We start from the raw sequence: 23,782 nt of genomic DNA, 5'->3' as shown, positions 1-23,782 counted from the left end.
GCGTTGACGTGGTTACCCGCTGTGATTAGTGTCGAGACTAGAGGCAGGGGCAGGAGGAAACCATGAACGACACCAGAATTTGGTCAGTGTTGGAGCCGATGCATCCCGTGGCGCTTGAGGACGTGCCACTCGACGGGCAATGGCTCAAGCCGCCGTTTGCCGACGATGCGGCCGGCCGTGCCATCGTGTGCAACGACGGGGATTTCCAGTTCGTGGTCGTCAACCGCAAAAGCGGGGCCGTGCTGTTCGTCTGCGAGGACGAGGAAACCCTGATCGCCTCGTCCCTGGAATCCCTGCCAGCCATAGTCGCCGCGTGGGGATCCATTGACCGGGACACCGTGGGCCCCGAAGACGACGAGGATTTTTCAGCCGTCAAGAAGTCGTTCCAGGAACAGCTGGCGGCACTGGATCCCGCCGCTGCCGCAGCCAATGAGTTCTGGGCCCTCTACACCGGCGAGCTGACAAGCGACGACTATGTGGACATCGAGGACGAGCCGGAAGACGAAGAGGAACCGGAATCTGACTCCGGGGACAATGACCGGCCGGGCATGGACGGCTCTTTCGTCCCCGCCTGACCCGCCGCTGGCCGGAAGGCAACCTGCCTAGGCGAGCAGTTGGCGCTTGGAGGAGATCACGCCGGTGTCGAAACCGGCAAGGTTCAGCCCGCCGTGGAAGCGGGCATGCTCGATCTTTACGCAACGGTCCATGACCACATCAAGTCCTGCGGCTTCAGCCTGCGCAGCAACTTCTTCGTGCCAGGCACCCAGCTGCAGCCACAGGGTTTTGGCGCCCACGGCCAACGTCTCCGCCAAAACGGTGGGGAGGTCGTCGTGCCGGCGGAAAACATCGACAAGGTCCGGGACCTCCGGCAGTTCCGCCAGCGACTTGTACACCGGCTGCCCCAGAATTTCCGTGGCCACGGGATTCACAAAATATACCCGGTAGCGGCTCGAGGAGAGCAGATAAGTGGCCACGAAATAGCTGGCCCGCGACGGCTTGTCCGAGGCGCCCACAATGGCGATTGATTGGGTCTTGCGCAGGATGGCCAAGCGTTCCGGCGCTGTCGGACCGGCCCAGCTGCGTTCAATGGTGCTCATGCCGTTGCTCCGATCGTGCAGGACGCCGCGGCCGGGGAAGGGCTGGCCGCCGCAGAAGTGGTGGTCAGAGAGGCTTCGGCTGCCGTGAGGGCCTGGTCCAGGTCCCACAGGATGTCGGCGATGTCTTCCAGACCCACCGAGATGCGGATCAAGTCCTCGGGAACGCCGGCGGCGTCCAGCTGCTCAGCCGAGAGCTGCTGGTGTGTGGTGGATCCCGGGTGCAGGACAAGGGTGCGGGAGTCGCCAATGTTGGCAAGGTGGCTGGCCAGCTGCAAGGCGTCGATGAACGCCTTGCCCGCCTCCCGGCCGCCGCGAACACCAAAGGCAAACACGGAGCCCACCCCCTTGGGCAGGTACGCCCGGCCGCGTTCGTAATGCGGGTGGCTCGGCAGCCCGGCGAACTGGACCCAGGAAATGCGCTCGTCATGCTCCAGCCATTCCGCCACGGCCGCGGCGTTGCGCAGGTGCTCGTCCATGCGCTGCGGCAGGGTTTCCACGCCCTGGAGCAGCTGGAAAGCGGACTGTGCGGACAACGCCGGGCCGATGTCACGCAGTTGCTCGGAGCGCAGCTTGGTCAGGAAACCGTATTCGCCAAAGTTCCCCCACCAGGACACATTGCCGTAGGAAGCGACGGGCTCGGTCATGGACGGGAAGTTGCCGTTGCCCCAATTGAACCGCCCGGATTCGACGACAACCCCGCCCAGGGTGGTGCCGTGCCCGCCGAGGAACTTCGTGGCGGAGTGGATGACGATGTCCGCGCCGAAGTCAATGGGTCGGATCAGGTAGGGGGTGCTCAGGGTGGCGTCGACCACCAGGGGGACTCCGGCGTCGTGCGCCACGGCGGCCAGCCCCGCAAGGTCGGCAATGTCGCCGGAAGGGTTGGCCACGATCTCCGTGTACACGGCCTTCGTGTTCTCCCGGATCGCGGCGGCAAAGTCCGCCGGGTCGCTCGAATCGATGAACGTCGTGTCCACCCCGAAGCGGCGCAGCGTCACGTCCAGCTGGGTGATGGTGCCGCCGTACAGCTTCGATGACGCCACGATGTGGTCGCCTGCCCCGGCCAGCGCGGCGAAGGTGATGAATTCCGCTGCCATGCCCGACGACGTCGCAACCGCCCCGAGGCCGCCCTCCAGTGAGGCGATGCGCTCCTCAAAGGCGGCCACCGTCGGGTTGCCGATGCGGGAGTAGATGTTGCCGTATTTTTGCAGCGCAAACAGGTTCGCGGCGTCGTCGGTGTCCTTGAACACGAACGAGGTGGTCTGGTAGATGGGCACGGCCCGGGCGCCATGCACGGCATCGGGGGTGCCGCCGGCGTGCAGGGCCCGGGTGCGGAAGCCAAACTGGTGCTCGGCCATCAGGCGGAAGCCGTCTCGAAGCTGCTTGCCGGCAGCGAGGTGGTGTCCAGTTCGGTGCCGTGCTTGCGGGCCAGATCGGCCTCCAGCTCGCGCACGATCGGCATGACGTCCTTGCCGAACGCGGCCACCTCTTCCTGGAAGTGCAGGTAGCAGGTCAGCAGCAGGTTCACGCCGGCCTTCTTGTATTCCACGACGCGCTCGGCGATCTGTTCGGGCGTGCCGATCAGCCCGGTCTTGAAGCCGTCGTTGTACTGGACCATGTCCTCGTAGGAGGCGTCGGCCCACATGCCTTTACCGTCCTTCGTGGACGCGCCGGCTTCCTTGACGGACGCGGCGAAGCCTTCGACGGCGGGGCGGTGCGCCTTTTCCACGATTTCGCGCAGCGTGTCCTTGGCCTCCTTCTCGGAATCGCGGGCGATGACAAAACCGTTGAGCCCGAATCGGGGTGTGCGGCCAACGGTGGCGGCCGCGGCCAGGACGCCGTTGACGTTGTCGGCGTAGCCCTCAAGCGTGCGGCCGTTGGAGAAGTACCAGTCGGCCACGCGGCCGGCCGTGGCCTGGGCTGCGGTGGAGTTCCCGCCGAAGAAGATCTCCGGATGGGGGCGGCCGGGCACGGCAATGGGTCCCGGCTGCAGCGTGAACTTGTTGATGTCGTAGTACTTGCCGGCCTGGGAGAAGTCCTTCTCCGTCCAGAGCCCGCGCAGGATCTTGATGAATTCCTCGGTGCGCACGTAGCGTTCGTCGTGCTCCAGCCAGTCAAGGCCAAAGTTCGTGAACTCATCCTTGAGCCAGCCGGAGACAATGTTCACGGCGGCGCGGCCGTTGGAGAGGTGGTCCGCGGTGATCATGAACTTGGCCAGCACGCCGGGATGCCACATGCCGGGGTGGACGGCGGCAATGACCTTCAACCGTTCGGTGGCGCCCAGCAGTGCCAGTGAGAAGCTGGTGGCCTCGTGCTGCTGGTCGGCGCCGTAGCTTGCCGCGTAGCGTGCCTGCGTCAGGGCGTATTCAAAGCCGGAGTTTTCCGCGATGCGGGCCAGTTTTTTGTTGTAGTCAAAGTCCCAGCCCGTGCGCTGCTCGATCGTGGAGACGACCAGGCCCCCCGAGACGTTCGGCACCCAGTAGGCAAACTTCAACGGTGTGGCGAGTGCTTCGGGTGATGCGGCAATGCTGGTCATGGCGTGCTCCTTCGTGGCGCGGCGTCAAGGGGCCAGGCCTCTTAACCGCACGGGATGTATCCGACTATTCTTGCAAGCAATGACCAATCCGCCAAAGAATGTTTAGCCACATTGCGGAATCGTGCCTGCTGGCCGAACTATGCGCGGATTTTGGTGCTGGCTTCCGCGGTCCGTGTGGTGCTCGCCGCGCAGATCTGTTCGATGGCGGGGATGCAGTGCTCGTTCTGCAGGCTCGTGGTGTCGCCCAGCACGGCACCCTCAAACAGCTGCGCCAACAGTCTGCGCATGATCTTCCCCGAGCGGGTTTTGGGCACGTCGGGGACAAACACAATGTCGCGCGGCTTGGCGATGGGGCCGATCTGGTCAGCCACATGGGCCCGCAGTTCCGCGGCGGCGGCCTCCTGTCCCGGTGTCAAATGTGTCTGTGTCGCCGATCCGTCCCCGGCCGCAGTGATCAGCGACGTGTCATGGGGCACCACAAACGCCGTGGCTGCGTGCCCGGTTTTGGCATCGAAGGTGGGGCACACACCGGCCTCCACAACGCCGGGGTGGGACACCAGCGCCGATTCGATTTCAATCGTGGAAAGCCGGTGTCCGGAAATGTTGATCACATCGTCGGTCCGGCCCAGGATCCAAATGTCCCCGTCTTCGTCGAAGCGGGCGCCGTCGCCGGCCAGGAACCAGCCCTGCACGGCATATTTTTCCCAGTAGGAGCTGTAGTAGCGTTCCGGGTTGCCCCAGACGGTGCGGGCCATGGCCGGGCCGGTGCTGGTGAGCACAATGTTTCCCTGCACCCCGGCTGGGACGGTGGTGCCGCCGTCGTCCACCACATCCACGTCAAGACCGGGCAGTGCGCGGGTGCCGCAGCCGGGCTTGAAGGCTGCATCGTCCTGCCGCGGGGAGAGGATGGTGGCGCCCGTCTCCGACTGCCACCACGTGTCCACCATGGGGATGCCGCGCGAAGGATCGCCGGGGACCAGCGAATCTCGACCCACCTGGCTGCGCAGCCAACGCCACGTCTCCGGGTTGACGGCCTCGCCCACGGTTCCGGCCAGCCGGATGGAGGACAGGTCATGGGCGGCCGGCACGCCGTCGGGGAACCAGCCCATGAGGGAACGGACCAGGGTGGGGGCCGTGTAGTAGCTGGTGACCTTGTAGCGTTCGATGATGTCAAAGTGCCGGCCGGGGTGCGGGGCGTTGGGCACGCCCTCGTAGATGACCTGGGTGACGCCGTTGGACAGCGGCCCGTAGATCTCGTAGGTGTGCGCCGTGACCCAGGCCAGGTCCGCCGTGCACCAGTGCACATCGCTGTCGCGCCGGGCCGGGTCGGGGTTGCTGAACAGGAACTCGTGGCTCCAGGAAGCCTGGGTCAGGTAGCCGCCGGTGGTGTGGACCAGGCCCTTGGGCTGGCCGGTGGTGCCGGAGGTGTACATGATGAACAGCGGGGTCTCGGCGTCGAACGCCTGAGCATGGTGCACGCGGGGTGCGGTGTCGACGGCGTCATGCCACCAAACATCCCGGCCCGGGGTCCACGGCACGGTGTCCAGTGCATCTGTGGGGGTGGTGCGGTTGATGACGAGCACGTGTTCGATGGCGTTGCGCCCGCCCACTGCCGTGTCGGCGTTGGCCTTGACGGGCACGGTGGCGCCGCGGCGGTTCTGGCCGTCGGTGGTGACGAGCAGTTTGGCGCCGGTGTCCTCGACCCGGAATTTCAGGGCTTCGGCGGAGAAGCCGCCAAACACGAGTGAGTGCACGGCCCCGATCCTGGCGCAGGCGAGCGTGATGACAACTGTTTCCACCAGCACCGGCAGGTAGATGACCACGCGGTCGCCGGGGCCGATGCCCAGGGCTTCCAGCGCGTTGGCGGCCTGGCTGACCAGTTCGGTCAGTTCGAGGTAGCTGACGCTCCGGCGGTCGCCGGGCTCGCCCTCGAAGTGCAGCGCGACCTTGCCGCCGTTGCCTGCGGCCACATGCCTGTCCGCGCAGTTCACGGCGGCATTGAGTTTGCCGCCCTCGAACCAGCGGATCGCCGGTCCGCGCCTGGCCGCCGGGTCCGCCGGGGTTGAGGTGTGGACCGTGCGCCAGGGTTCGGCCCAGTCGAGCCGGCCGGCCGCTGCCGCCCAAAAATCGAGGCGGTCCTTTTCGTTTGTTTCCGTTGTCATGACCATTTGCGCACTGCCCATTTCTCCGCCAGGCCCAGCAGGGCGTCGGTGGCCTTGCCGAGAACCGCCAGCAGCACGATGGCCAGCAGCAGCCTGTCGGTGCGGCCGTTGTTTTGTGAATCCGTCAACAGGAAGCCCAGTCCCATGGAGGAGGCGATCAGTTCGGCAGCAACGAGGAACAGCCAGGCCTGGGCCAGGGCGAGACGCAGTCCGGAGAAGATGGCCGGGACCACGGCCGGCAGTTGCACGGTGGTCAGCAGCTTGATGCCCTTCAGCCCAAAGGCACGGGCGGCCTCCACAAGGTTTTTGTCCACGTGGCGCAGGGCCAGGGACACCGTGGTGAATACGGGGAAAAACGCACCAATCACAATCAGGGTGACCTTTGAGTCCTCGCCGATCTTCATCCACAGGATCAGCAGCGGCACCCATGCCAGGGACGGGACGGCCCGCAGGGCGCCGATCGTGGGGCCCAGCAACACCTCGGCGGCCTTGGAAAGCCCAACCAGGGCACCGAGTGAAACACCCAGTGCCGCGCCGGCAACGAATCCGATGAGCACCCGCTGCGTGGAGATCGCCACATGGCCGAACAGTTCGTTGCGTGCGATGAGCTCGGTCCCTGCCTCCAGCACCGCACGGGGCGCCGGCAGCTGGACCGGTGAGAAGAGTCCGGCGGCCGTGCTCAGCTGCCAGGCCAGCAATATCAGGGCCGGCAGCAGCAGTCCCAGGCCCAGCCGGGCCCAGCCGTTGGCCAGGTTCCGGACGGACCCGCTGCGGCGCGCGGCCGTGGTGGTGGCTGTCATCAGGCTTCCTTGATCGAGTCGGGATTTGCCTTCACGGCCAGGGAATCATCCAGGAGGGTCTCCAACGCGGTATCGACTTCAGCCTGGGTCTTGACGTCGCCGAGTTCCACAAAGGTGGGCCCGATCTTGGCCAGCACGGCGCGCTGCTTGTCCCCGGGAATCCCTGACACGTCGAGGTTGCTGCGCTCGAGAATCACCGTGTTGGCCACGGCGGGCTTGAGCCCGGCGGCGTCGGCCAGGATTTGTGCCGTTTCTTCGGGGTTGGCCGCGGCCCAAATGCGAGCTTTTTCATAGGCGTCCACAACGGTCTGTGCCAGTTCGGGCTTGTCCTTCAGGAACGACTCGGTGGCGTTCAGGAAACCGTAGGTGTTGAAATCCAGATTGCGGTAGAAGAGCGTGGCGCCTTCCTGTTCGGCGGCCGCCATGATGGGGTCCAAGCCGGACCAGGCATCCACGGAACCGTTCGCCAGGGCTGCGCGGCCGTCGGCGTGCTGGAGGTTCTCCACTGTCACGTCCTTCGTGCTCAGCCCAGCTTCCTCCAGCGCCTGGACCAGGAAGAAGTACGGGTCGGTTCCCTTGGTGGCAGCCACGGACTTGCCCTTGAGGTCGGCGACCGAGGTGATGGCCGAGCCCTTGCCGGTGACCAGTGCCGCCCACTCCGGCTGGGAGTACAGGGAGATGGTCTTGATGGGGGATCCGTTGGCGCGGGCCAGCAGCGCGGCGGAGCCGGCCGTGGATCCAACATCGACGGCACCGGCGCGCAGCGCCTCGTTGGCCTTGTTTGAACCTGCGGACTGCAGCCATTTCACGGTGACACCCTTGTCCGCCAGGGTCGCCTCCAGCCAACCCTTTTCCTTGATGACCAGGCTCAACGGGTTGTAGGTGGCAAAGTCGATGGTCAGTGTGCCGGACCCGCCGCCATTGCCGGCTGCGTCGGTGGCTGCGTTTTCACCGGCGCAGCCGGCCAGGGCCAGAGCGGAGACAGCGGCGGCGACGCTTAGGAAGGAACGGCGGTTGACAGAGTGTGAAACAGGCATGAGGGTCCTAAAAATGGTTGCGGTGGTGAAAGTGTGTGAAGCGCAGCTGCGCAGGAGTGCAGGTGCGCTCGAATGGGGAGGCTAGTGGCCGTCGACGCCGAGACTGGCCAGCAGCGAACTGCGCAGGCCGGCCAGTTCTGTTGACGCCCGGGCGCGGGGGCGCGGGCCGGGCACTTCGACCGTGCGCACAATGGTGGACCCTGGGCGGTCTGTTCCGTCCGGTCCGAGCAGGATGATGCGGTCGGCCAGCTGCAGCGCCTCATCGACGTCGTGGGTGACCAGCAGGACGGTTGCGGGCTCGGCGGCGTGCACATCCAGCAGCAGGTCCTGCATGGTGATCCGGGTCAGGGCGTCCAGGGCGCCGAAGGGTTCGTCCAGCAGTAAAACGCCGGGATTGCGGGCGAGGGCGCGGGCCAGGGACGCCCGTTGTGCCATGCCGCCGGAAACCTCCCGAGGCCTGTGCCCGGCGAAATCCGACAAGCCCACCAGTTTCAGCAGTTGTTCCACCGCTCGGCGGCTGCGGGTGGCGTCCGCGTCGGAGGGCACACCAATCGCCACGTTTCCGGCGATCGTCCGCCAGGGCAGCAGGCGGGGCTCCTGGAATGCCACGGCACAGCGCGCATCAATGCCGGACACGGTGGTTCCGTCGATGGACACGGCGCCGGTGCTCGGGGCATCGAGCCCGGCCACGGCACGCAGAAGAGTGGATTTCCCGCAGCCCGAGGGTCCGAGCAGGGCAACAATCTCCCCGGCCCGCACGTCAAACGAAACATCACGGAGCACCGTGTGGGTGCCGGCCCCGGAGCCAAAGGAACGGCCCAGCTCATGAAAGGACACCGGCATGGCGGCCGTGCCCCGCGGATCAAAGACTGGCGGGGACGCTGAGGCTGAGACTGGTGTGGGCGGCGAAAGTAAAGCAGACATGGCAACACTCCATCGGTCCTGGCGGTAGCACCCTGCCGGTATCGACACCCACAAAGGGGGCCGACCAGGGTTGCTGCGGCGTCGTTGAGCCAGATCTCTCAGCCGCTCGGGATGGTCACCTTCAGACTAGGGCCCGGCACCGGACCGACAGAAATTGGCGGACGTGCAGCGGTTCGCGAAGCGTAACAATTCAATTGGCCGACCTCTGCAGGGACGGCATAAGCTCAGCTCATGGCACATGTAAACGACCCCGCAACCATTCGCCGCCTGCTGACAACGCCGGGCCGCTGGGCGGTGGTTGGACTCTCCAACAATCCCCGCCGCGCCGCCGTCGGCGTTTCCTTGTTTTTGCAGCAGCACCTGGGCCAGGAGATCATCCCGGTCAGCCTCAAGGGCGACGACGTCCACGGCGCAACGGGCTATAAAACACTGGCGGAGATCCCGGGCCGCATTGATGTTGTTGACTGTTTTGTGAATTCCACGAGGGTTGGCGACGTGGTTGACCAGGCAATTGCGGTGGGCGCCCGGGCCGTCTGGCTGCAGCTGGGTGTCATCGACGAGGCGGCGGCACAGCGGGCAGTGGACGCCGGCCTGGATGTCGTCATGGACACCTGCCCCAAAATCGAGGCTGCCGCACTGGGCCTGTAGCCGCACTGCGCTGGCGGCAGCGGGGATTATTTCCAGAGCCGGCTGCTGGCCAGTGCCGCACCTTCGCCAAGTGCCGCCAGCTTGGCTGCCGCAATCTGCGGGTGCACGCGGCCGCCGAGTCCGCAATCAGTGGAAGCGATGATGCTTTCTCGCCCCACCACCGAGGCAAAGCGTTCAATGCGGTCGGCCACAAGTTGCGGGTGTTCAACCACGTTTGTTGCGTGCGAGACGACGCCCGGCACAATCGACTTGCCCTCGGGCAGCTTGGTGTCCTGCCAGATCTTCCACTCATGTTCGTGGCGGACGTTGGCTGCCTCGAAGGAATATGAGCCCGCGTTGATATTCAGCATGGTGTCAACCAACTCGGGGAACGGCAGGTCTGTGGTGTGCGGGCCGTGCCAGGACCCCCAGCACAAGTGGAAGCGGATCTGGTCTTGCGGCAATCCACGCAGTGCGTAGTTCAACGCCTCAACCCTGATTTGGGTGAACTTCAGGTAGTCCTCAATCGAGGGGGCCGGGGTGATCTGATCCCAGTTCTCGGCGATCGAGGGGTCATCGATCTGCAGCGTCAACCCGGCGTTGATGACGGCAGTGTATTCCTCACGCAACACATCGGCGCAGGCGTAAATGAACTCTTCCTCCGTGGCATAGTGCTCGTTGGAGATGCGGGAGGCGCTGCCGGGAGACAGTGCGGCGACGAAACCTTCCTCGACGCCTGCCCGGGCCATGCCGGTGGTGAGGTTCTTGATGTCGGAGGCGACGGCGTCGTGCCCGGTGTAGGTCAGGGGACCGGTGCACTTGGGGAACAGTTTTGCGCCGGCGGAGAAGATGCCGGAGGCGGGGTCGTTGTAGGCCTCGGCAAAGATGGTGCGGTCGCGGCGGTGCACAAAGCCCGTCAGGGCAATGTTGCCGGGCGTCGACTCGACGGGGTCGAGAGCCCATTTTTGGTCCGCGTCCAGCTCCAGTCCGCCCATGCGGGCGAAGGAGTAGGACCACCAGGCGCCGTAATCGACGGCGGTGGACATGGCATGGCCGAACTCGCCATCGTTGACGATGTCAATGCCGGCGGCTTGTTGGCGTGCCACCACGTCAACGACGGACTCCTGCAGCAGCAACTCAAATTCCGCCGTGGCACCGTCGGCTTCCTTCACCTTATTGGCGGCGAGCAGGGCGGGCGTGCGGGGCAGCGAACCGGCATGGCTGGTGCGGATGTGGGTGGTATTTAAAGACACGAGTGGATTCCTTTCCATCGTTTCTGGCGGTAGCACCGTTCCTTGGCCTGCCGAAGTAATTCGGCGGGCGTTGGAGGGTTGCTGCGGCGTCAACAAGCCAGGTCTCTCGGCCGCTCTGGATGGGATGTGTGTCAGCCTAGCGTCCGGCAACGCCCCGCAAAAATTGTTTGCCGCATGTGACGCGCAGGACCCGTCAGCCAGATTATGATCAAACCATCGCGGCAATGCCCGCGCACCGTTCCTGACAGTCGATGCTGAACGCCCAGAAGGAAGACATGCCGCACCATCTTGACCATTCGCGCCGCCGGGCACGCTGGATGGGGTTCTTGATACTCGCCGTGGCCGTTGCCCTGATGGTCGCCGGTTTCTGGTGGGTCGCCGCAACGACCAGCTTGGGCGGGGACCCAGCCCTTCCGGCGGCAAGCGCAGGGGATGCCGGCAGCAGCGCGGCGACGGCCCCGTCTGCCACGCCAGTCGCGTCAGGCCCGTCTGCCACGCCAGCCCCGCCGAGCACGGCGAAAACTGCCTCGGCGGACCCGACGGGGGCCCCGGCGTCGGACATTCCGGCAAGCACGCCGGCGATCGATCCGGTGACTGATCCGGTGACAGGGAGGGTCAGCACCCTCGACGGGCTCGTGCCGGACTACGTCCTGCCGCCAATCGAAAATGGGCTGGCCCCTGTGCTGACCAAGGTGCCCACCGAGCAAAAGGTGGTGTTTCTGACCATTGACGACGGCGCCCTGAAGAGGGACTCGGATTTGGCGCTGCTGGAGAAGAACGGCATCAAGGCGTCGCTGTTTCTGGCGCACACATTCGTTGCGGGCGATCCCCAGTATTACCAAAAATATGTGTCGGCCGGGCACTTGATCGAGAACCACACCATGACCCACGACCTGGGTTTCATCAAGTTGAGCTACGAACAGCAAAAAGCAGAGATCTGCGGCATGGCCGATTACGAGGAGCAGCAGTACGGACGTCGGCCGATGTTCTTCCGGCCACCCGGTGGGCCCTACACGCAGGCCATCCGACAGGCCGTGGCGGAGTGCGGCATGAAGGCGATCATTGACTGGGAAGCCAAGGCGAACGCCGGTGGCATGGACTATCAGATCGGGGCCGGGCTGCGGCCGGGGGACATTGTCTTGATGCACTTCCGGCCGGAGTTCCCGGACGACCTTGGCGCATTTCTGCAGGCGCAAAAGGCTGCCGGACTCAAGGTTGTGCTGCTCGAGGACTACCTGGCCACTCCATAGCCTGACGGCTGGGGAACCGGCACGTGCCGCCGGGCTCTTCAACGGGTAGCGTTGATGCCATGACGCGCATTGTTTACTACACGGCGGCAACGCTGAACGGCTATCTGGCGGACCGGAACCACTCGCTGGACTGGCTCTTTGCCGTTGACGACACGGACGGGCCGGACATTGCGGGATTCATGGACACCATGGGCGTCTTTGTGGAGGGTTCCTCCACCTACGAATGGGTTCTCAAGGCGGAGAACCTGCTGGCCGAGCCCGCCAAATGGCAGCAGTACTACGGAAGCAAGCCCACTTACGTGTTCACCTCCCGGACGCTGCCCGTGCCTGAAGGGGCGGATGTGCGCTTCGTCAACGGTCCTGTCGCCGATGTGCTGGACGAGATCAAGGATGCCGCCGGCGACCTGGACGCGTGGGTGGTTGGCGGCGGCGACCTGGCCGGGCAGTTCCTGGATCTTGGGGCACTGGACGAACTCGTCGTCACGATCGCCCCGGCCGCACTGGTTGGCGGGGCGCCGCTGCTGCCGCGCAATGTGGGGGCCGACAGGCTCAAGCTGAGCGCCGCCAGCAAGCACGGGGAGTTCGCGATGCTGAGCTACGCAGTGCTCAGCGCCGCAGCGTCCGGCTCCGCAGCGGCCGGCGAAGAAGCACGGACGCAGCCATGAGCCTCAATGCGGAATCCTTGCGTGCGGCCGCGCTGGCCCTGGCCGGTGCCTACGAGGACTTCCCCTTTGGGCCCGAACTCAGCGTGTTCAAGGTCAGGGCCAGCAGCGGCGGCGAACAACGCACAGGCAAGGTGTTTGCCCTGGGCGACCTCAACGTGCCGGCGCTGTCCATCAGCTTGAAATGCGATCCGCTGCTGGCTGCGCAGTTGCGCACCGCGCACGCGGGCATCGTCCCGGGCTACCACCTGAACAAACGGCACTGGAACACCGTGGACTGCACGGCGGTGGACGCGGACATGGTGTTGGACATGCTGGAGGATTCCTACGACCTTGTGGTGGACGGCCTGCCCAAGAAACAACAAACCGCCTTGAAATGGAGTGCACGTGTTGCCAAAAGCTGACCGCGGCCGCCTGGATTATCCCTGCCTCGGCCTGACCCGGCTGGCGGCGCAAAAACCTGCCGGTGCGGTGGAGTGGCCCAAGGGATTTGACCACGTGGACAAGACCATCCTGGTGGGGCACGGTGCCGAGGCCTTTGCGGCCCTGGCCGAAGGCATCATGACCTGGCAGATCCAGCAGCGTGCCGGCCTGCAGGTCACGGCGCCTCCCCGGGCAATTGTTGGCGCCCGGGTCGTCAGCGGTTTTGGGGTGGGCCGCCTTCGACTGCCGGTGCCCTGCGAAGTGGTGTGGACGGTGGAACCTCAAACGATGTCAGGCCCCGACGGGGCTGAGGCAACGATGGCAGGCTTTGGGTACGGAACCCTGCCCGGACACCCGGCGCTGGGCGAGGAGGCCTTCACCGCCATGCAAACATCCGACGGCGGCGTCCACTTCAGGCTCCTGGCGTTCAGCAAGCCTGCCGGATTCATCTATTCACTTGGTTCCCCGGTCACCAAGCTCACCCAGGCCGGAGTCACCCGCTCCTACCAGCAGGCGGCACGCGCACTGGCGGGCGGCTTTTAACTTCTGCGGGAAAACGCCGTTATGATTTGTGCCCCAGCCACTCTTTAACACTGAGAGTCAATGGCTTTCCGCACGGAGTTGGCCCGATACGGGACTGACACGCTGCGACCGGCCAGTGGATGGAATGTGCCGCCGTGAAGAACCACCAGGACCATGGCATGGCAAGCTGTGTACAGGATGGGGCCAGCTTTAAACGGTCCCCTTTGGTTGCCCCTGCACTGGCTGGGTCGCGGCGTGATGTCCCCGAGGTTGCGTTGGTGTACTTGGCGGACCGGACTGAAGCCGCCGTGGGGGAAACCGTCAGGTTCACGGCATGGCTGCTGAATGCCACGGACGAGACGCTCACTGACATTTCCCTGCTCCCCAGGTCACTGACGAACGGCCGCCTCGACCACCTGGCGTACGCCACCACCCCAACGGCGGCGGAACTTTCAGGCCGCACGCTCGGGCCGCGCCAGTGCTTGAGTTTCACGTTGACGTACAAGCCCACATCAACCGATGCCCTTGACGACGGACTGATCATCAGTGCCCTGCAGGCAGAGCTGTCATCCCCCCGGTACGGCCGGATGCGGAGCGAATGCGATGCCATGGCAACCGTGCACAACTAACATCCGCACAAAGGAAAAACCCCGGCCAACTCGTGAGGAGTCGGCCGGGGTTTTTGCTTCGGAACTAGCCGAAGTACTTCGGCAGGGTTCCCTCGTGTGCTTCGCGCAGTTCGTCCAACGGGGCGCTGAACAAGCCCTGGATGTCCAGGGAACCGCCGGCGGCGTCAACAACGCCGATGCGGGAGACCGGGAAGCGCCTGGCCGTGCACATGTCGTTGAAACGGACTTCCTCGCTGCGTGGAACAGACACGATGGCGCGGCCCTGCGTCTCGGAGAACAGCAGGGTGAAAGCGTCAACGCCGTCGCGGGCGGCAACTTCATCCAGTGCCACACGGGCGCCGGTGTTGAAGCGCAGTGCCGACTCAACAAGTGCTGCCGCAAGGCCGCCCTCGGAGAGGTCGTGGGCGGAGTCGATCATGCCGTCGCGGGAAGCGTTGATCAGGATCGCACCCAATTCACGCTCCCGTTCCAGGTTCACGGCCGGCGGCAGCCCGCCCAGGTGCCCGCGCAGGTTGGCCCATTCGGAACCATCCAGGTCGGCGGCGGTGTTGCCCAACAGGTAGATGGCCTGGCCATCCTCCTGCCAGCCCGACGGCGTGCGGCGGGCGACGTCGTCGAACTTGCCCAAGACCGCAACAACGGGGGTGGGGTGGATGGGGGTGGTGCCCGTCTGGTTGTACAGCGAAACGTTGCCGCCGGTGACGGGGATGCCGAGCACCATGCAGGCGTCGGACAGGCCGCGAATGGCTTCGGCCAGCTGCCACATGACATCCGGGTCCTCGGGGGAGCCGAAGTTCAGGCAGTCGGAGACGGCCATCGGGATGGCGCCGGAGGTGGCGACGTTGCGGTAGGCCTCGGCCAGGGCCAGCTGGGCGCCGTGGTACGGGTCGAGGAAGGTGTAGCGGCCGTTGGCGTCGGTGGCCAGGGCAACGCCCAGGCCGGTTTCCTCGTCAACACGGATCACGCCGGCGTCGTCGGGGAAGGCCATGGCCGTGTTGCCGCCGACATAGCGGTCGTACTGGTTGGTGATCCAGTCCTTTGAGCACATGTTCGGGGAGGCGATGAGCTCCAGCACGGCAGCCTTGAGCTCGTCAGCGGTTGCCGGGCGTCCACCATCCTGGACGGATCCGGTGAAGGTGTCGGCCTGCAGCGCGTCCTGCCACTCCGGACGGGCGTAGGGGCGGTCATAAAGCGGGCCGTCGTGCGCCACGGTGCGGGGATCGACGTCGACAATGACCGCGCCGTCCCACTTGATGATCAGGCGGCCGGTGTCCGTGACCTCGCCGAGCCAGGAGTACTCCACGGCCCACTTGTCCATGACTGCCTCAAACGCGGCAACGTTGGCGGGGGAGACAACGGCCATCATGCGTTCCTGGGACTCCGACATGAGGATCTCGCCCGGTGTCAGGGAGGGATCGCGCAACAGCACGGAGGTCAGCTCGACTTCCATGCCGCCGTCGCCGTTGGACGCCAGTTCGCTGGTGGCGCAGGAGATGCCCGCGGCGCCAAGGTCCTGAATGCCTTCAACCAGGGAGCCCTTGAACAGTTCCAGGCAGCACTCGATGAGCACCTTTTCGGCGAAGGGGTCGCCCACCTGGACGGCGGGGCGCTTGGACGGCTTCGTGTCGTCGAAGGACTCCGAGGACAGGATGGAGGCGCCGCCGATGCCGTCGCCGCCGGTGCGGGCGCCGAACAGCACAACCTTGTTGCCCTTGCCGGAGGCGTTGGCCAGGCGGATGTCCTCGTGGCGCATGACGCCGACAGCGAGTGCGTTGACCAGCGGGTTGCCCTGGTACACGGAGTCGAAGACCATTTCGCCGCCAATGTTCGGCAGGCCCAGCGAGTTGCCGTAGCCGCCGATGCCGGCCACCGCACCGTGCATGACGCGGGCGGTGTCGGGGTGGTCGATGGCGCCAAAGCGCAGCGGATCCATGACGGCCACCGGGCGTGCGCCCATGGAGATGATGTCGCGGACAATGCCGCCGATGCCGGTGGCGGCACCCTGGTAGGGCTCCACCATGGAGGGGGAGTTGTGGGACTCGATCTTGAACGTCACGGCCCAGCCGTCGCCCAGGTTGGTGACGCCGGCGTTTTCGCCGATGCCCACCATCATGTCCTTCTTCATCTCCTCGGTGACCTTGTCGCCAAACTGGCGCAGGTGGTTCTTGGAGGACTTGTAGGAGCAGTGCTCGCTCCACATGACCGAGTACATGGCGAGTTCGGCGGCGGTGGGGCGTCGCCCCAAAACCTTCACGACGTCGTCGAACTCGTTTTGCTTCAGGCCCAGCTCGGCCCAGGGCAGCTCAACACCGGGGGTGGACGCGGCGTTTTCAACCGTGTCGATGTTGAATTTCTTGGCGGACTCTGTTGACATCCCGGACATTTATTTGCCTCCCAGAAGTGTGTTCAAGACGGAGGTGAAGAAGCCCAGCCCGTCGGTGCCCGTGTGGCCGGGGCCGTAGCCGGTCTCCACTGCGTGCTCGGGGTGCGGCATGAGGCCAACCACGTTGCCGGCGGCGTTGGAGATGCCGGCAATGTCGCGGCGCGAACCGTTCGGGTTTCCGCCGACATAGCGGAAGGCCACCCGGCCCTCGGCCTCCAGGGCATCGAGGGTCTTTTCGTCCGCGATGTACTGGCCATCCTGGTTCTTCAACGGAACCGTAATGTCCTGTCCGGTGGCGTACGCGTTGGTCCAGGCGGTGTTGGTGTTTTCAACACGCAGGACCTGGTCGCGGCACAGGAACTTCAAGTGGTCGTTCTTGATCATGGAACCGGGCAAAAGGTGCGCCTCGGTAAGGATCTGGAAGCCGTTGCAAATGCCCAGCACGGGCAGCTTGGCATCGGAGTTCGCCGCGTCCACGATCTGCGACATCAGCGGCGCAAAGCGTGAGATGGCACCGGCGCGCAGGTAATCGCCGTAGGAGAAGCCGCCGGGGATGATGACGGCGTCAACATCGGCCAGGACCGTGTCCGCATGCCAAAGGTCGACGGCGGTGGCACCGGAGAGGCGGACGGCGCGGCTTGCGTCGCGGTCATCGAGGGTGCCGGGGAAGGTGACGACGCCGATGCGTGCGCCGGCCAGGCGGGAATCAACGGGAACCAGCGTGGTTCCGCCAATCAAGGGGGTTTCACTCATGGCTAGTCCGCCACAACTTCAATGTTGACCACGTCTTCGATGACCGGGTTGGACAGCATCGTTTCAGCTGCTTCACGTGCCTGGGCCAGAATCTCCTCGGTCACCTCGCCGTCCACCGTCAGTTCAAAGCGCTTGCCCTGGCGGACAGCTGAGAATGCGGTGAAACCCAGGCGGGGGAGTGCGCCAACAATGGCCTTCCCCTGCGGGTCCAGAATTTCGGGCTTGAGCATGACGTCGACAACGATCCGAGGCATCGAAGGAACTCCTGGTGAGTAAGAGGGGTTGCCGCGGAGGTGCCGTCTTACGCCGTCCTAGGGGCCAAAGATGAATTCGGCTTGAATATCGATAAGAAAAGCGCTCCGCGAGCTTGCCATCCCATTCTACGCAGTGATTGCAAACTGGAGAATTTCAGTGGCGTACGTCGCATCTGCGGCTGCCCGCGATGAACAGCAGTGGCCGCCAGGAACGGCGACGCGGCCATTGACCCCGGCCGGCACAGTTTTCCTTGCCCAAGGCCAAATCCTTGGACGGCGTCAAGTAACACAACGCATCGATGACAAAAGTGATGCAGAACACGCTACTGTGTTGTAGGTCATCCCATGTCTGATCTTCAGAAGTTGCTGGATGTCACAAAGAACGTGGTTTTCCCTTGACTGCAGTTGGTGGCCAATGACGGCCCCTTGAAAGGAATCGATGAAATTCACCGAGAGAGTGCTCCGGCATAAGCGCGGACGCATCACAGTAGCCGCGGGGGTTGTGGCGGCAGGGCTGGCCGCCTCAATGATGGCACCTTCTTTTGCTCAGGAGGCAACCCCGTCGGCCGACGTCCAGGCGCCGGGTTACGCGGAGCAGCCCCTGGCGGAACAAGGCGACAACGCCCTCGACGCCACGTTGGCGCCCCGATACCGTATTCCTGCCTTGGCCGACTTGGGCGATGGAGTCGTCCTGGCTTCCTATGACGGACGCCCCAACGGTGGCGACTCACCGGCACCCAACTCCATCATCCAACGTCGCAGTTCGGACGGGGGCGTCACCTGGGGGAAGCCCACGTTCATTTCACGCGGCCAAATTGGCAGCGGCGGCACTCTTCAATACGGCTTCAGCGACCCCAGCTACGTTGTGGACAAAGAAACCGGAACCGTCTTCAATTTCCACGTTTACTCGAAGAATCAAGGATTCTTCGGAAGCGTCCTCGGAACCGACGATTCAAACCGCAACGTGACCGGCACCGAGGTGTCCATCTCCACCGACAAGGGGCTCACCTGGTCTACGGATCCAAGCAATATCCCTACGCTTCCCGTCCCGCAAAACCATCCTGCTGATTCCCCGTACGCAGAATTCGACGGCCCCTTGGTCACCGACGTCGTCAAGCCTTTGGGTGAGACTGTCAACGGTGTCGCCAACGTGGGCGGTGTCGTGGGCATGTTCGCGTCCTCCGGCGAGGGCATTCAGCTCAAGTATGGCGCCCACAAGGGCCGCTTGATCCAGCAATTTGCCGGCCGTGTCCTCAATGCAGCAGGTGCTGAAGTCATTCAGGCTTACAGCGTCTACTCCGATGACCACGGCAAGACCTGGGCCAAGGGTGGAAACGTCGGCGCAGCCATGGATGAGAACAAGGTGGTTGAGCTTTCCAACGGCGATGTCATGCTGAACTCCCGCGACAACGTCCGCAAGGGTGGCCGCCACGTCGTCATCTCCAAAGATGGTGGCGAGAGCTGGGGTGCAGTTCGTTACGACAAGAATCTGACTGATCCCGGGAACAACGCATCCATTGCACGCATGTATCCCGACGCTCCCGAGGACTCGGCAGAAGCCAAGATTCTCTTGTTTTCCAACGCCAACAGCACCTCCGGCCGCAGTAATGGCACCATCCGCTACTCCTGTGATGACGGAAATACGTGGAGCGCCGGAACGCAGTTCAAGAATGGCAACATGGCCTACTCCACCGTGACGGCACTCAGTGACGGCACCTTTGGATTGTTGTACGAAAGCGATCAGGAAAACATTTACTTTGCCAAGTTCAACGCTGAATGGCTCAATGTTTTCTGCGGTGCTGAAGTGAGCGTTGCAGCCCTCTCCGGTGCCAGCGGTGCAACGGTTGATGCCGCCGTAACCGTCCGCAATGTCGGAGCTGAAACGTTGGCAGGGGCCGTCGCATCGTTCCAAGGCCAGGCTGGCTGGACCTTTGGCTCGGTGGACGTTCCCGATGTGGCGCCAGGACAGAGCGCCGTTGTCACGGTGCCCGTCACCATCCCGGCCTACGCCAAGGCCGGTGCCTTTGCCCTGACTGCAACCGTTTCACATAATGGTCAAGCCGCCCTCGGTGCCGCGCCCATCTCCATCACCGGGGGTGCCACGACGAATATCGCCGGCCTTTCCATCAAGGGCTCGATCTCAGACACTGAGCGTGACCTTGCCACCAACCCTTATGCTGTGGACGAAGCCGTTCCGTACGCATTCCGGGTGGACAGTCTCAGCAACATCACCGTTGCAGCCACCCCGATTTCCGGAAACTTCAGTCCGTTCCTTCCCCCCCCCCCGGTGCCGGAAACTGCCGCTTTCGGGAATTGCTTGTCTGGGGCGGCTACAACTGCACCACGCCCAAGCACACAGTGACGGCGCCGGAACTGGCACAGGGCTTCTTTGCTCCGGTCACGGCATGGCAGGCCAGCGGCACTGGTGCAGCTTCCGTGGACTACACCATCGTTGGTGACGAAGTTGATTTGATCGTGCGCAACCCCGAGCTGTCGGCCACGGCGGCCTCGGTGTGGAATGACCTTGACGGAGACGGCCTGGCCGGTGCCGGGGACACGGTGACCACCACAGCCACCGCCGCCAACTCCGGGAACGTCACCCTGACCGGTGTTGCCGGGCTCGGCACCGAGCACGGCACCTTGGCCGTCGGTGACTCCACCAGCTTGACCGAAACCCGTGAACTGACCACGGCGGAAATCACCGCTGGTGCCGTTGCGGAACGTTCCGTGGCACTCACCGCCGCCAACGGCGCGAAGGATGCCTCCGCAGCCGTTGCGGTGCAGGCAGTCGAGCTGCCCGTTCTGCCCACAACCCCTGAGAAGCCGGCTTTCGAGCCGTCCGTTGAGCGGGCACAGCTGAAGGGCCAGGCCCCTGTGGACCTGGGTCTGAAGCCTGGCAAGTACAGCACCGGAGACACCGTCATCGTGAGCAACCTGCCGGCCAATGAATGGAGCTACGTGCACCTGAACCAGCACGGCGCACGCATCGGCTGGTTCCTGGCCGACGAGCATGGCACCGTCACGTTCACCGTTCCGGACGACACCAAGAACGGCAAGGACACCCTTGTGGTCTCGGATGGCAACGGCGTGCTGTTTTCCTTTGGCACTTTCCACGTAACGCCGGCCGCGAAGTAACACTCCACCTCCCCCATCCCCAGGCGAGGGGTGTGGTGACGCACTTTCGGGCCCCTGCCGGATTCCACTGGCAGGGGCCCGAACCATTTTCGATAGGATTGCCCCATGGTTTCAGTTGCTGCGCAGTGGTCCGGAATGTTCAAGGTTGAAACAGACGGCGACGGTTCCCAACGCTTCAGCAGGCTGGATGCCACCGGCTACCTGCCGCCCTGCACGGATGGTCTCGCCAATCGCGCAGCCATGGCCGCCGGCGTCCGCGCCGCCTGGCGGACCAGCGGCGGAACGCTGGTAGTTGCCGGCCACGGCGCCGCAGACTGCGCCCCTTATGACATCCTCGTCAACGGCGAACTCACCCACAGGCTGCCGGCCGTCGGCAGTCACCGCCACGACCTGGTGTTGGGCGGGCTGGCGCCGGACTCGCTCGTCCAGCTGTGGCTGCCGCACTTTGGCGACTTCACCCTGCATCAGGCAACGTTCGACGCCGCATCCGTCACCGCCGCGGTGGAAGCGGGCCCGCGCTGGATCACCTATGGAAGCTCCATTACCCACTGCCAACAGGCGGACGGGCCCAGCCAAACCTGGCCCGCACTGGTGGCCGGACGCAACGGCTGGCAGCTGACCAACCTTGGCCTGGCGGGGGAGTGCCAGCTGGATCCGGTTGCGGCGGACACCATTGCCCAAACCCCTGCGGACATCATTTCCCTGTGCGTGGGCATCAACAGCTACAACGCCGCGGCATTCTCCGAACGCAGCTACGGTCCGGCCCTGCAGGGCTTCATCAAGACCGTCCGGGCAGCGCATCCGGACGTCCCCATCGTCGTCATCACTCCGGTTCTGTCATTGCCGAGGGAGAACACGCTGAATGCGGTGGGCTGGACACTGGCGGATTACCGCCGCGCCACGGCGCAGGCTATCGCCGTGATGCAGGAGCAGGGGGACAAGCGGCTCCAGGTCGTTGACGGCGCCACTGTTCTGACCGGGCAGGAAGCGCTGGAGCGGCTGCCCGACACCCTGCATCCGGACACGGCAGGCTACGCGCTCATGGCGCAACGGCTTGCGCCCCAGTTGGTGGCCGCCCTCAACTGACAAACGCTCTCGCAGCAATGGTGCTGTTTCAGGGAACGCTCTCGCAGTAATGGCGCGCCTGCGATGTAAAAAAGCCGCCATTGCAGCGCCTGGTTAAGGTGCGGTCAGAGCTGAAACCGCGGTGCCCAGCCGCTCTCGCAACAGGGCCGCCTCCGCACTGAAGCCGCGCTGCGCCGCGACATAGTCGGCCTTGCCGGCAACTGTCTCGATCTGGATGGGCGGGTAGCCCCACTCGGCCAGATCGTACGGTGAAGCCTGCATGTCCATGGCCCGGATGCGCCACGACAGCTCAAAACAATCCATGACGAGCTCACTGGGCAGGGCCGGCGACAACTTGTAGGCCCACTTGTAAAGGTCCATGTTGGCGTGCAGGCACCCGGGCTGCTCCAGATCGCGCTGGTTCTCCCGCGTGGGCCTCAGCTCATTGAGCCCCGATGCCTGCGGGGTGTAAAAACGGTAAGCGTCAAAGTGCGTGCAGCGGATCCGGCTGTCCTCCACGACCTGATCGGTCCCCGCCGAACCCAGGCGCAGCTCGAGGTACTCATGGCGGACCTCGTTGGCCTCCTGTTTGTACACCATGGCCCACTCATGGAGCCCAAAACAGCCAAATTGGGCAGGGCGGGCAGCCGTGCGGCCCAGGATGATGGCGGAAAAATCCACCGCGTCCTTGCGTTGTTCCAAAAATTTTTCCACATCAAGCACGACGGCGGGGCCTTGCCGGGGTGCCCCGCTCACCTCGCGTTCGACGTCGTCCGCGGGGCGGTAAAACTTCCAGTCCAGGCGCTCGGTGGCGGCAGCGCCCGTGAGGACAACGCCTGCCCCGGGGTGCCAGCGGGACAACTGGCCCGGCTTTTGCGTGTAATAGGTGAAGAGGAAGTCTTCCACGGGATGCTTTTGATTGCTTGAGCGCCGGGCCAGGTAGGGTGCGGCGTAACGGTCCACCCGGGAGTGGTGCGTGGCAGCGCGCGCCAGCCAGGCATCCTCGGCCAGGGAGTGCAGGGCGGGGGTCATGCCATCAATTATCCGCCATGGCGGAAGTATGACCAGCCGCGGTGTCGGCGTCGTTCGCGTGCGCTGCTGCGTCAATGAGCGCCATCATGCTCCGATGCAGGGCCATTGCGCCCTCACGATCCAGGCCGAGCCGGGCCATCATGGTGCCGGGCACCGCAAGTGCCTGCTGGCGCAGGGCTGTGCCGGCAGGGGTGAGGTCGACGGCCAGGGCGCGCTCGTCGGCGTCGTCCCGGGTGCGGGTGAGATAGCCAAGGGCCTCCAGGCGCTTCAGGATCGGGGAGAGCGTGGCCGATTCCAACAGGAGGGCGCCGCCAATGTCCTTGACGCGGCGCGGTGCACGCTCCCACAGGGCCAGCATCACCAGGTACTGCGGGTGGGTCAGCTGCAGGGCCGCGAGTACCGGCTTGTAGGCGGAAATGACGCTGCGGGAGGCGACGCTGAGCCCAAAACACAGCTGGCGCTCAAGCAGCAGGTCGTTCTCGGTGGTGTTCATGGACACCCTCCCTCATTTAGTTAGTGCACTAACTAACAGGGTACTATGGATGGAACCGACACCATCAATCGGCTCGAACATCACGTTTGCGCCCTGCTCCGCTAAGGAAAGCCGCCATGCCGAAGACGCGCCTTGTCCACAAATTGATGCGCTTCACCGGTCACCTGCGCTACGTTTTGGGTCCGGCCAGCAGCAGCCCCCTCGATCACGAGATGACGCCGGAAAACAAGGCACTGCTTGCCTCCCAGCAGGCCGCCTCCAGCCAATTTGTCACCGCGACCCGGGCTGACGGCAGCACCTACCTTGTTCCCGCGGACCCCAACGACCAGTCCCTGCGCTAGGACTGCACTCCGCCGGTCGCTGCCCGGGCGGGGGCCAAGTCCCGCGGGGCGGTCCGGCCAGTGCCTTTGCGCGGCTTCAGGCGTAAACTAGAGGGATCCTGAACACAGCGGTTTTCGAGGTGGAGAGGGGGTTTTGATGATGACGAGCGGTGATAAATTCGTGCACAAAATGATGCACGCCACCGAGAAGTTCCAAAAGGTGTTTGGCCCTGCGGACCAAGGTGACATGGATTCCCCCGTGGTGCATCGCCACGATGAGTATGAAGACAACAGCGATGAACAGCTCTCCCACTTTGCCGAGGAGACGGATTCAGAGGGCCACCATTATGCAGTCCGCAAGGACGAACAGCCGGCTGAAGAACACTAGCCTCCAGCTGAAAACCGACTAACTAAACTGACCCGCAGAA

General features: G+C 64.5%; 25 protein-coding genes and 2 riboswitches. Of the genes, 12 read left to right on the top strand and 13 right to left on the bottom strand.

Annotated elements, in window-relative coordinates; all coding sequences use genetic code 11:
• The first annotated feature begins 62 nt into the window (after window positions 1-62).
• Complete coding sequence (locus ACT3TS_RS11180; RefSeq protein ID WP_444531587.1) at window positions 63-575, top strand: SUKH-4 family immunity protein; 513 nt, start codon at window positions 63-65, stop codon at window positions 573-575.
• A 27-nt stretch (window positions 576-602) separates the two neighbouring features.
• On the opposite strand, the gene ACT3TS_RS11175 is transcribed toward ACT3TS_RS11180, so the two are convergent.
• The 7 genes from ACT3TS_RS11175 to ACT3TS_RS11145 form a co-directional block, all read right to left on the bottom strand.
• Window positions 603-1,097, bottom strand: coding sequence for a CoA-binding protein (locus ACT3TS_RS11175; protein ID WP_444531586.1), 495 nt, complete (start codon window positions 1,095-1,097; stop codon window positions 603-605).
• Window positions 1,094-2,452 (bottom strand): O-acetylhomoserine aminocarboxypropyltransferase/cysteine synthase family protein, encoded by a 1,359-nt coding sequence (locus tag ACT3TS_RS11170; protein WP_444531585.1) that lies wholly within the window; start codon window positions 2,450-2,452, stop codon window positions 1,094-1,096. The genes ACT3TS_RS11175 and ACT3TS_RS11170 overlap by 4 nt, the downstream gene beginning before the upstream one ends.
• On the bottom strand, window positions 2,452-3,630 hold the full coding sequence (gene sfnG, locus ACT3TS_RS11165; protein WP_444531584.1) for a dimethylsulfone monooxygenase SfnG: 1,179 nt from the start codon (window positions 3,628-3,630) through the stop codon (window positions 2,452-2,454). The genes ACT3TS_RS11170 and sfnG overlap by 1 nt, the downstream gene beginning before the upstream one ends.
• Before the next feature lie 137 nt (window positions 3,631-3,767).
• Window positions 3,768-5,792, bottom strand: coding sequence for an acetate--CoA ligase (locus ACT3TS_RS11160; RefSeq protein WP_444531583.1), 2,025 nt, complete (start codon window positions 5,790-5,792; stop codon window positions 3,768-3,770).
• Window positions 5,789-6,592, bottom strand: coding sequence for an ABC transporter permease (locus ACT3TS_RS11155; protein ID WP_444531582.1), 804 nt, complete (start codon window positions 6,590-6,592; stop codon window positions 5,789-5,791). The genes ACT3TS_RS11160 and ACT3TS_RS11155 overlap by 4 nt, the downstream gene beginning before the upstream one ends.
• Window positions 6,592-7,629 (bottom strand): aliphatic sulfonate ABC transporter substrate-binding protein, encoded by a 1,038-nt coding sequence (locus tag ACT3TS_RS11150; RefSeq protein ID WP_444531581.1) that lies wholly within the window; start codon window positions 7,627-7,629, stop codon window positions 6,592-6,594. Before ACT3TS_RS11150 ends, ACT3TS_RS11155 begins: the two co-directional genes overlap by 1 nt.
• A gap of 81 nt (window positions 7,630-7,710) precedes the next feature.
• Window positions 7,711-8,553 carry an ABC transporter ATP-binding protein gene (locus ACT3TS_RS11145; RefSeq protein WP_444531580.1) on the bottom strand — a complete coding sequence of 281 codons (843 nt, stop codon included), beginning with the start codon at window positions 8,551-8,553 and terminating at the stop codon, window positions 7,711-7,713.
• A 6-nt stretch (window positions 8,554-8,559) separates the two neighbouring features.
• Window positions 8,560-8,671, bottom strand: a riboswitch (SAM riboswitch).
• Between the two features lie 113 nt (window positions 8,672-8,784).
• On the opposite strand from ACT3TS_RS11145, the gene ACT3TS_RS11140 reads away from it, so the two are divergent.
• Window positions 8,785-9,201 (top strand): CoA-binding protein, encoded by a 417-nt coding sequence (locus ACT3TS_RS11140; protein WP_444531579.1) that lies wholly within the window; start codon window positions 8,785-8,787, stop codon window positions 9,199-9,201.
• Window positions 9,202-9,227: 26 nt separating this feature from the next.
• On the opposite strand, the gene ACT3TS_RS11135 is transcribed toward ACT3TS_RS11140, so the two are convergent.
• Window positions 9,228-10,433: a cobalamin-independent methionine synthase II family protein gene (locus ACT3TS_RS11135; protein ID WP_444531578.1), complete on the bottom strand. Its 1,206-nt coding sequence runs from the start codon at window positions 10,431-10,433 to the stop codon at window positions 9,228-9,230.
• An 11-nt stretch (window positions 10,434-10,444) separates the two neighbouring features.
• A riboswitch (SAM riboswitch) is annotated at window positions 10,445-10,559 on the bottom strand.
• Window positions 10,560-10,708: 149 nt separating this feature from the next.
• Between ACT3TS_RS11135 and ACT3TS_RS11130 the strand changes: the two genes are divergently transcribed.
• The 5 genes from ACT3TS_RS11130 to ACT3TS_RS11110 all read left to right on the top strand — a co-directional run bounded on the left by ACT3TS_RS11130 (window position 10,709) and on the right by ACT3TS_RS11110 (window position 13,919).
• The gene (locus ACT3TS_RS11130) at window positions 10,709-11,683 is read left to right on the top strand and encodes a polysaccharide deacetylase family protein (RefSeq protein ID WP_444531577.1); all 975 of its coding nucleotides are present in this window, start codon (window positions 10,709-10,711) and stop codon (window positions 11,681-11,683) included.
• Between the two features lie 59 nt (window positions 11,684-11,742).
• Window positions 11,743-12,348, top strand: coding sequence for a dihydrofolate reductase family protein (locus ACT3TS_RS11125; RefSeq protein ID WP_444531576.1), 606 nt, complete (start codon window positions 11,743-11,745; stop codon window positions 12,346-12,348).
• Window positions 12,345-12,749 carry an MmcQ/YjbR family DNA-binding protein gene (locus ACT3TS_RS11120; RefSeq protein ID WP_444531575.1) on the top strand — a complete coding sequence of 135 codons (405 nt, stop codon included), beginning with the start codon at window positions 12,345-12,347 and terminating at the stop codon, window positions 12,747-12,749. Before ACT3TS_RS11125 ends, ACT3TS_RS11120 begins: the two co-directional genes overlap by 4 nt.
• Complete coding sequence (locus tag ACT3TS_RS11115; RefSeq protein WP_444531574.1) at window positions 12,733-13,311, top strand: DUF1990 family protein; 579 nt, start codon at window positions 12,733-12,735, stop codon at window positions 13,309-13,311. The genes ACT3TS_RS11120 and ACT3TS_RS11115 overlap by 17 nt, the downstream gene beginning before the upstream one ends.
• A gap of 134 nt (window positions 13,312-13,445) precedes the next feature.
• On the top strand, window positions 13,446-13,919 hold the full coding sequence (locus ACT3TS_RS11110) for a hypothetical protein (RefSeq protein WP_444531573.1): 474 nt from the start codon (window positions 13,446-13,448) through the stop codon (window positions 13,917-13,919).
• 64 nt (window positions 13,920-13,983) lie between these two features.
• Here the strand turns inward: ACT3TS_RS11110 and purL are convergent, their stop codons facing one another.
• Genes purL through purS form a run of 3 tightly spaced genes read right to left on the bottom strand, consistent with a single transcriptional unit; the run spans window position 13,984 to window position 17,309 of the window.
• Window positions 13,984-16,293 (bottom strand): phosphoribosylformylglycinamidine synthase subunit PurL, encoded by a 2,310-nt coding sequence (gene purL, locus ACT3TS_RS11105; RefSeq protein ID WP_444531572.1) that lies wholly within the window; start codon window positions 16,291-16,293, stop codon window positions 13,984-13,986.
• 9 nt (window positions 16,294-16,302) lie between these two features.
• Complete coding sequence (purQ, locus tag ACT3TS_RS11100) at window positions 16,303-17,055, bottom strand: phosphoribosylformylglycinamidine synthase subunit PurQ (RefSeq protein ID WP_444531571.1); 753 nt, start codon at window positions 17,053-17,055, stop codon at window positions 16,303-16,305.
• A gap of 2 nt (window positions 17,056-17,057) precedes the next feature.
• Window positions 17,058-17,309: a phosphoribosylformylglycinamidine synthase subunit PurS gene (gene purS, locus ACT3TS_RS11095; protein ID WP_444531570.1), complete on the bottom strand. Its 252-nt coding sequence runs from the start codon at window positions 17,307-17,309 to the stop codon at window positions 17,058-17,060.
• 439 nt (window positions 17,310-17,748) lie between these two features.
• Here purS and ACT3TS_RS11090 point away from each other — a divergent pair, with 439 nt between their 5' ends.
• The 3 genes from ACT3TS_RS11090 (at window position 17,749) to ACT3TS_RS11080 (ending at window position 21,530) form a co-directional block, all read left to right on the top strand.
• The gene (locus tag ACT3TS_RS11090; protein WP_444531569.1) at window positions 17,749-19,671 is read left to right on the top strand and encodes an exo-alpha-sialidase; all 1,923 of its coding nucleotides are present in this window, start codon (window positions 17,749-17,751) and stop codon (window positions 19,669-19,671) included.
• Window positions 19,623-20,444 (top strand): hypothetical protein, encoded by an 822-nt coding sequence (locus ACT3TS_RS11085; RefSeq protein WP_444531568.1) that lies wholly within the window; start codon window positions 19,623-19,625, stop codon window positions 20,442-20,444. The genes ACT3TS_RS11090 and ACT3TS_RS11085 overlap by 49 nt, the downstream gene beginning before the upstream one ends.
• Before the next feature lie 105 nt (window positions 20,445-20,549).
• A complete protein-coding gene (locus ACT3TS_RS11080; RefSeq protein WP_444531567.1) occupies window positions 20,550-21,530 on the top strand; it encodes a GDSL-type esterase/lipase family protein in 981 nt (326 codons plus the stop codon).
• 93 nt (window positions 21,531-21,623) lie between these two features.
• Here ACT3TS_RS11080 and ACT3TS_RS11075 read toward each other — a convergent pair whose 3' ends face one another.
• Both ACT3TS_RS11075 and ACT3TS_RS11070 read right to left on the bottom strand, forming a co-directional pair.
• Window positions 21,624-22,541, bottom strand: coding sequence for a 3-methyladenine DNA glycosylase (locus tag ACT3TS_RS11075; RefSeq protein WP_444531566.1), 918 nt, complete (start codon window positions 22,539-22,541; stop codon window positions 21,624-21,626).
• A gap of 4 nt (window positions 22,542-22,545) precedes the next feature.
• Complete coding sequence (locus ACT3TS_RS11070; RefSeq protein WP_444531565.1) at window positions 22,546-23,034, bottom strand: MarR family winged helix-turn-helix transcriptional regulator; 489 nt, start codon at window positions 23,032-23,034, stop codon at window positions 22,546-22,548.
• 116 nt (window positions 23,035-23,150) lie between these two features.
• Here ACT3TS_RS11070 and ACT3TS_RS11065 point away from each other — a divergent pair, with 116 nt between their 5' ends.
• Both ACT3TS_RS11065 and ACT3TS_RS11060 read left to right on the top strand, forming a co-directional pair.
• Window positions 23,151-23,375, top strand: coding sequence for a hypothetical protein (locus ACT3TS_RS11065; RefSeq protein WP_444531564.1), 225 nt, complete (start codon window positions 23,151-23,153; stop codon window positions 23,373-23,375).
• Window positions 23,376-23,511: 136 nt separating this feature from the next.
• Window positions 23,512-23,742 carry a hypothetical protein gene (locus ACT3TS_RS11060; RefSeq protein ID WP_444531563.1) on the top strand — a complete coding sequence of 77 codons (231 nt, stop codon included), beginning with the start codon at window positions 23,512-23,514 and terminating at the stop codon, window positions 23,740-23,742.
• The last annotated feature ends 40 nt before the right edge of the window (window positions 23,743-23,782 follow it).

Source organism: Specibacter sp. AOP5-B1-6 (assembly GCF_052376555.1).
GTDB lineage: Bacteria > Actinomycetota > Actinomycetes > Actinomycetales > Micrococcaceae > Specibacter.
This window is presented reverse-complemented; position numbering and strand designations above follow the sequence as displayed.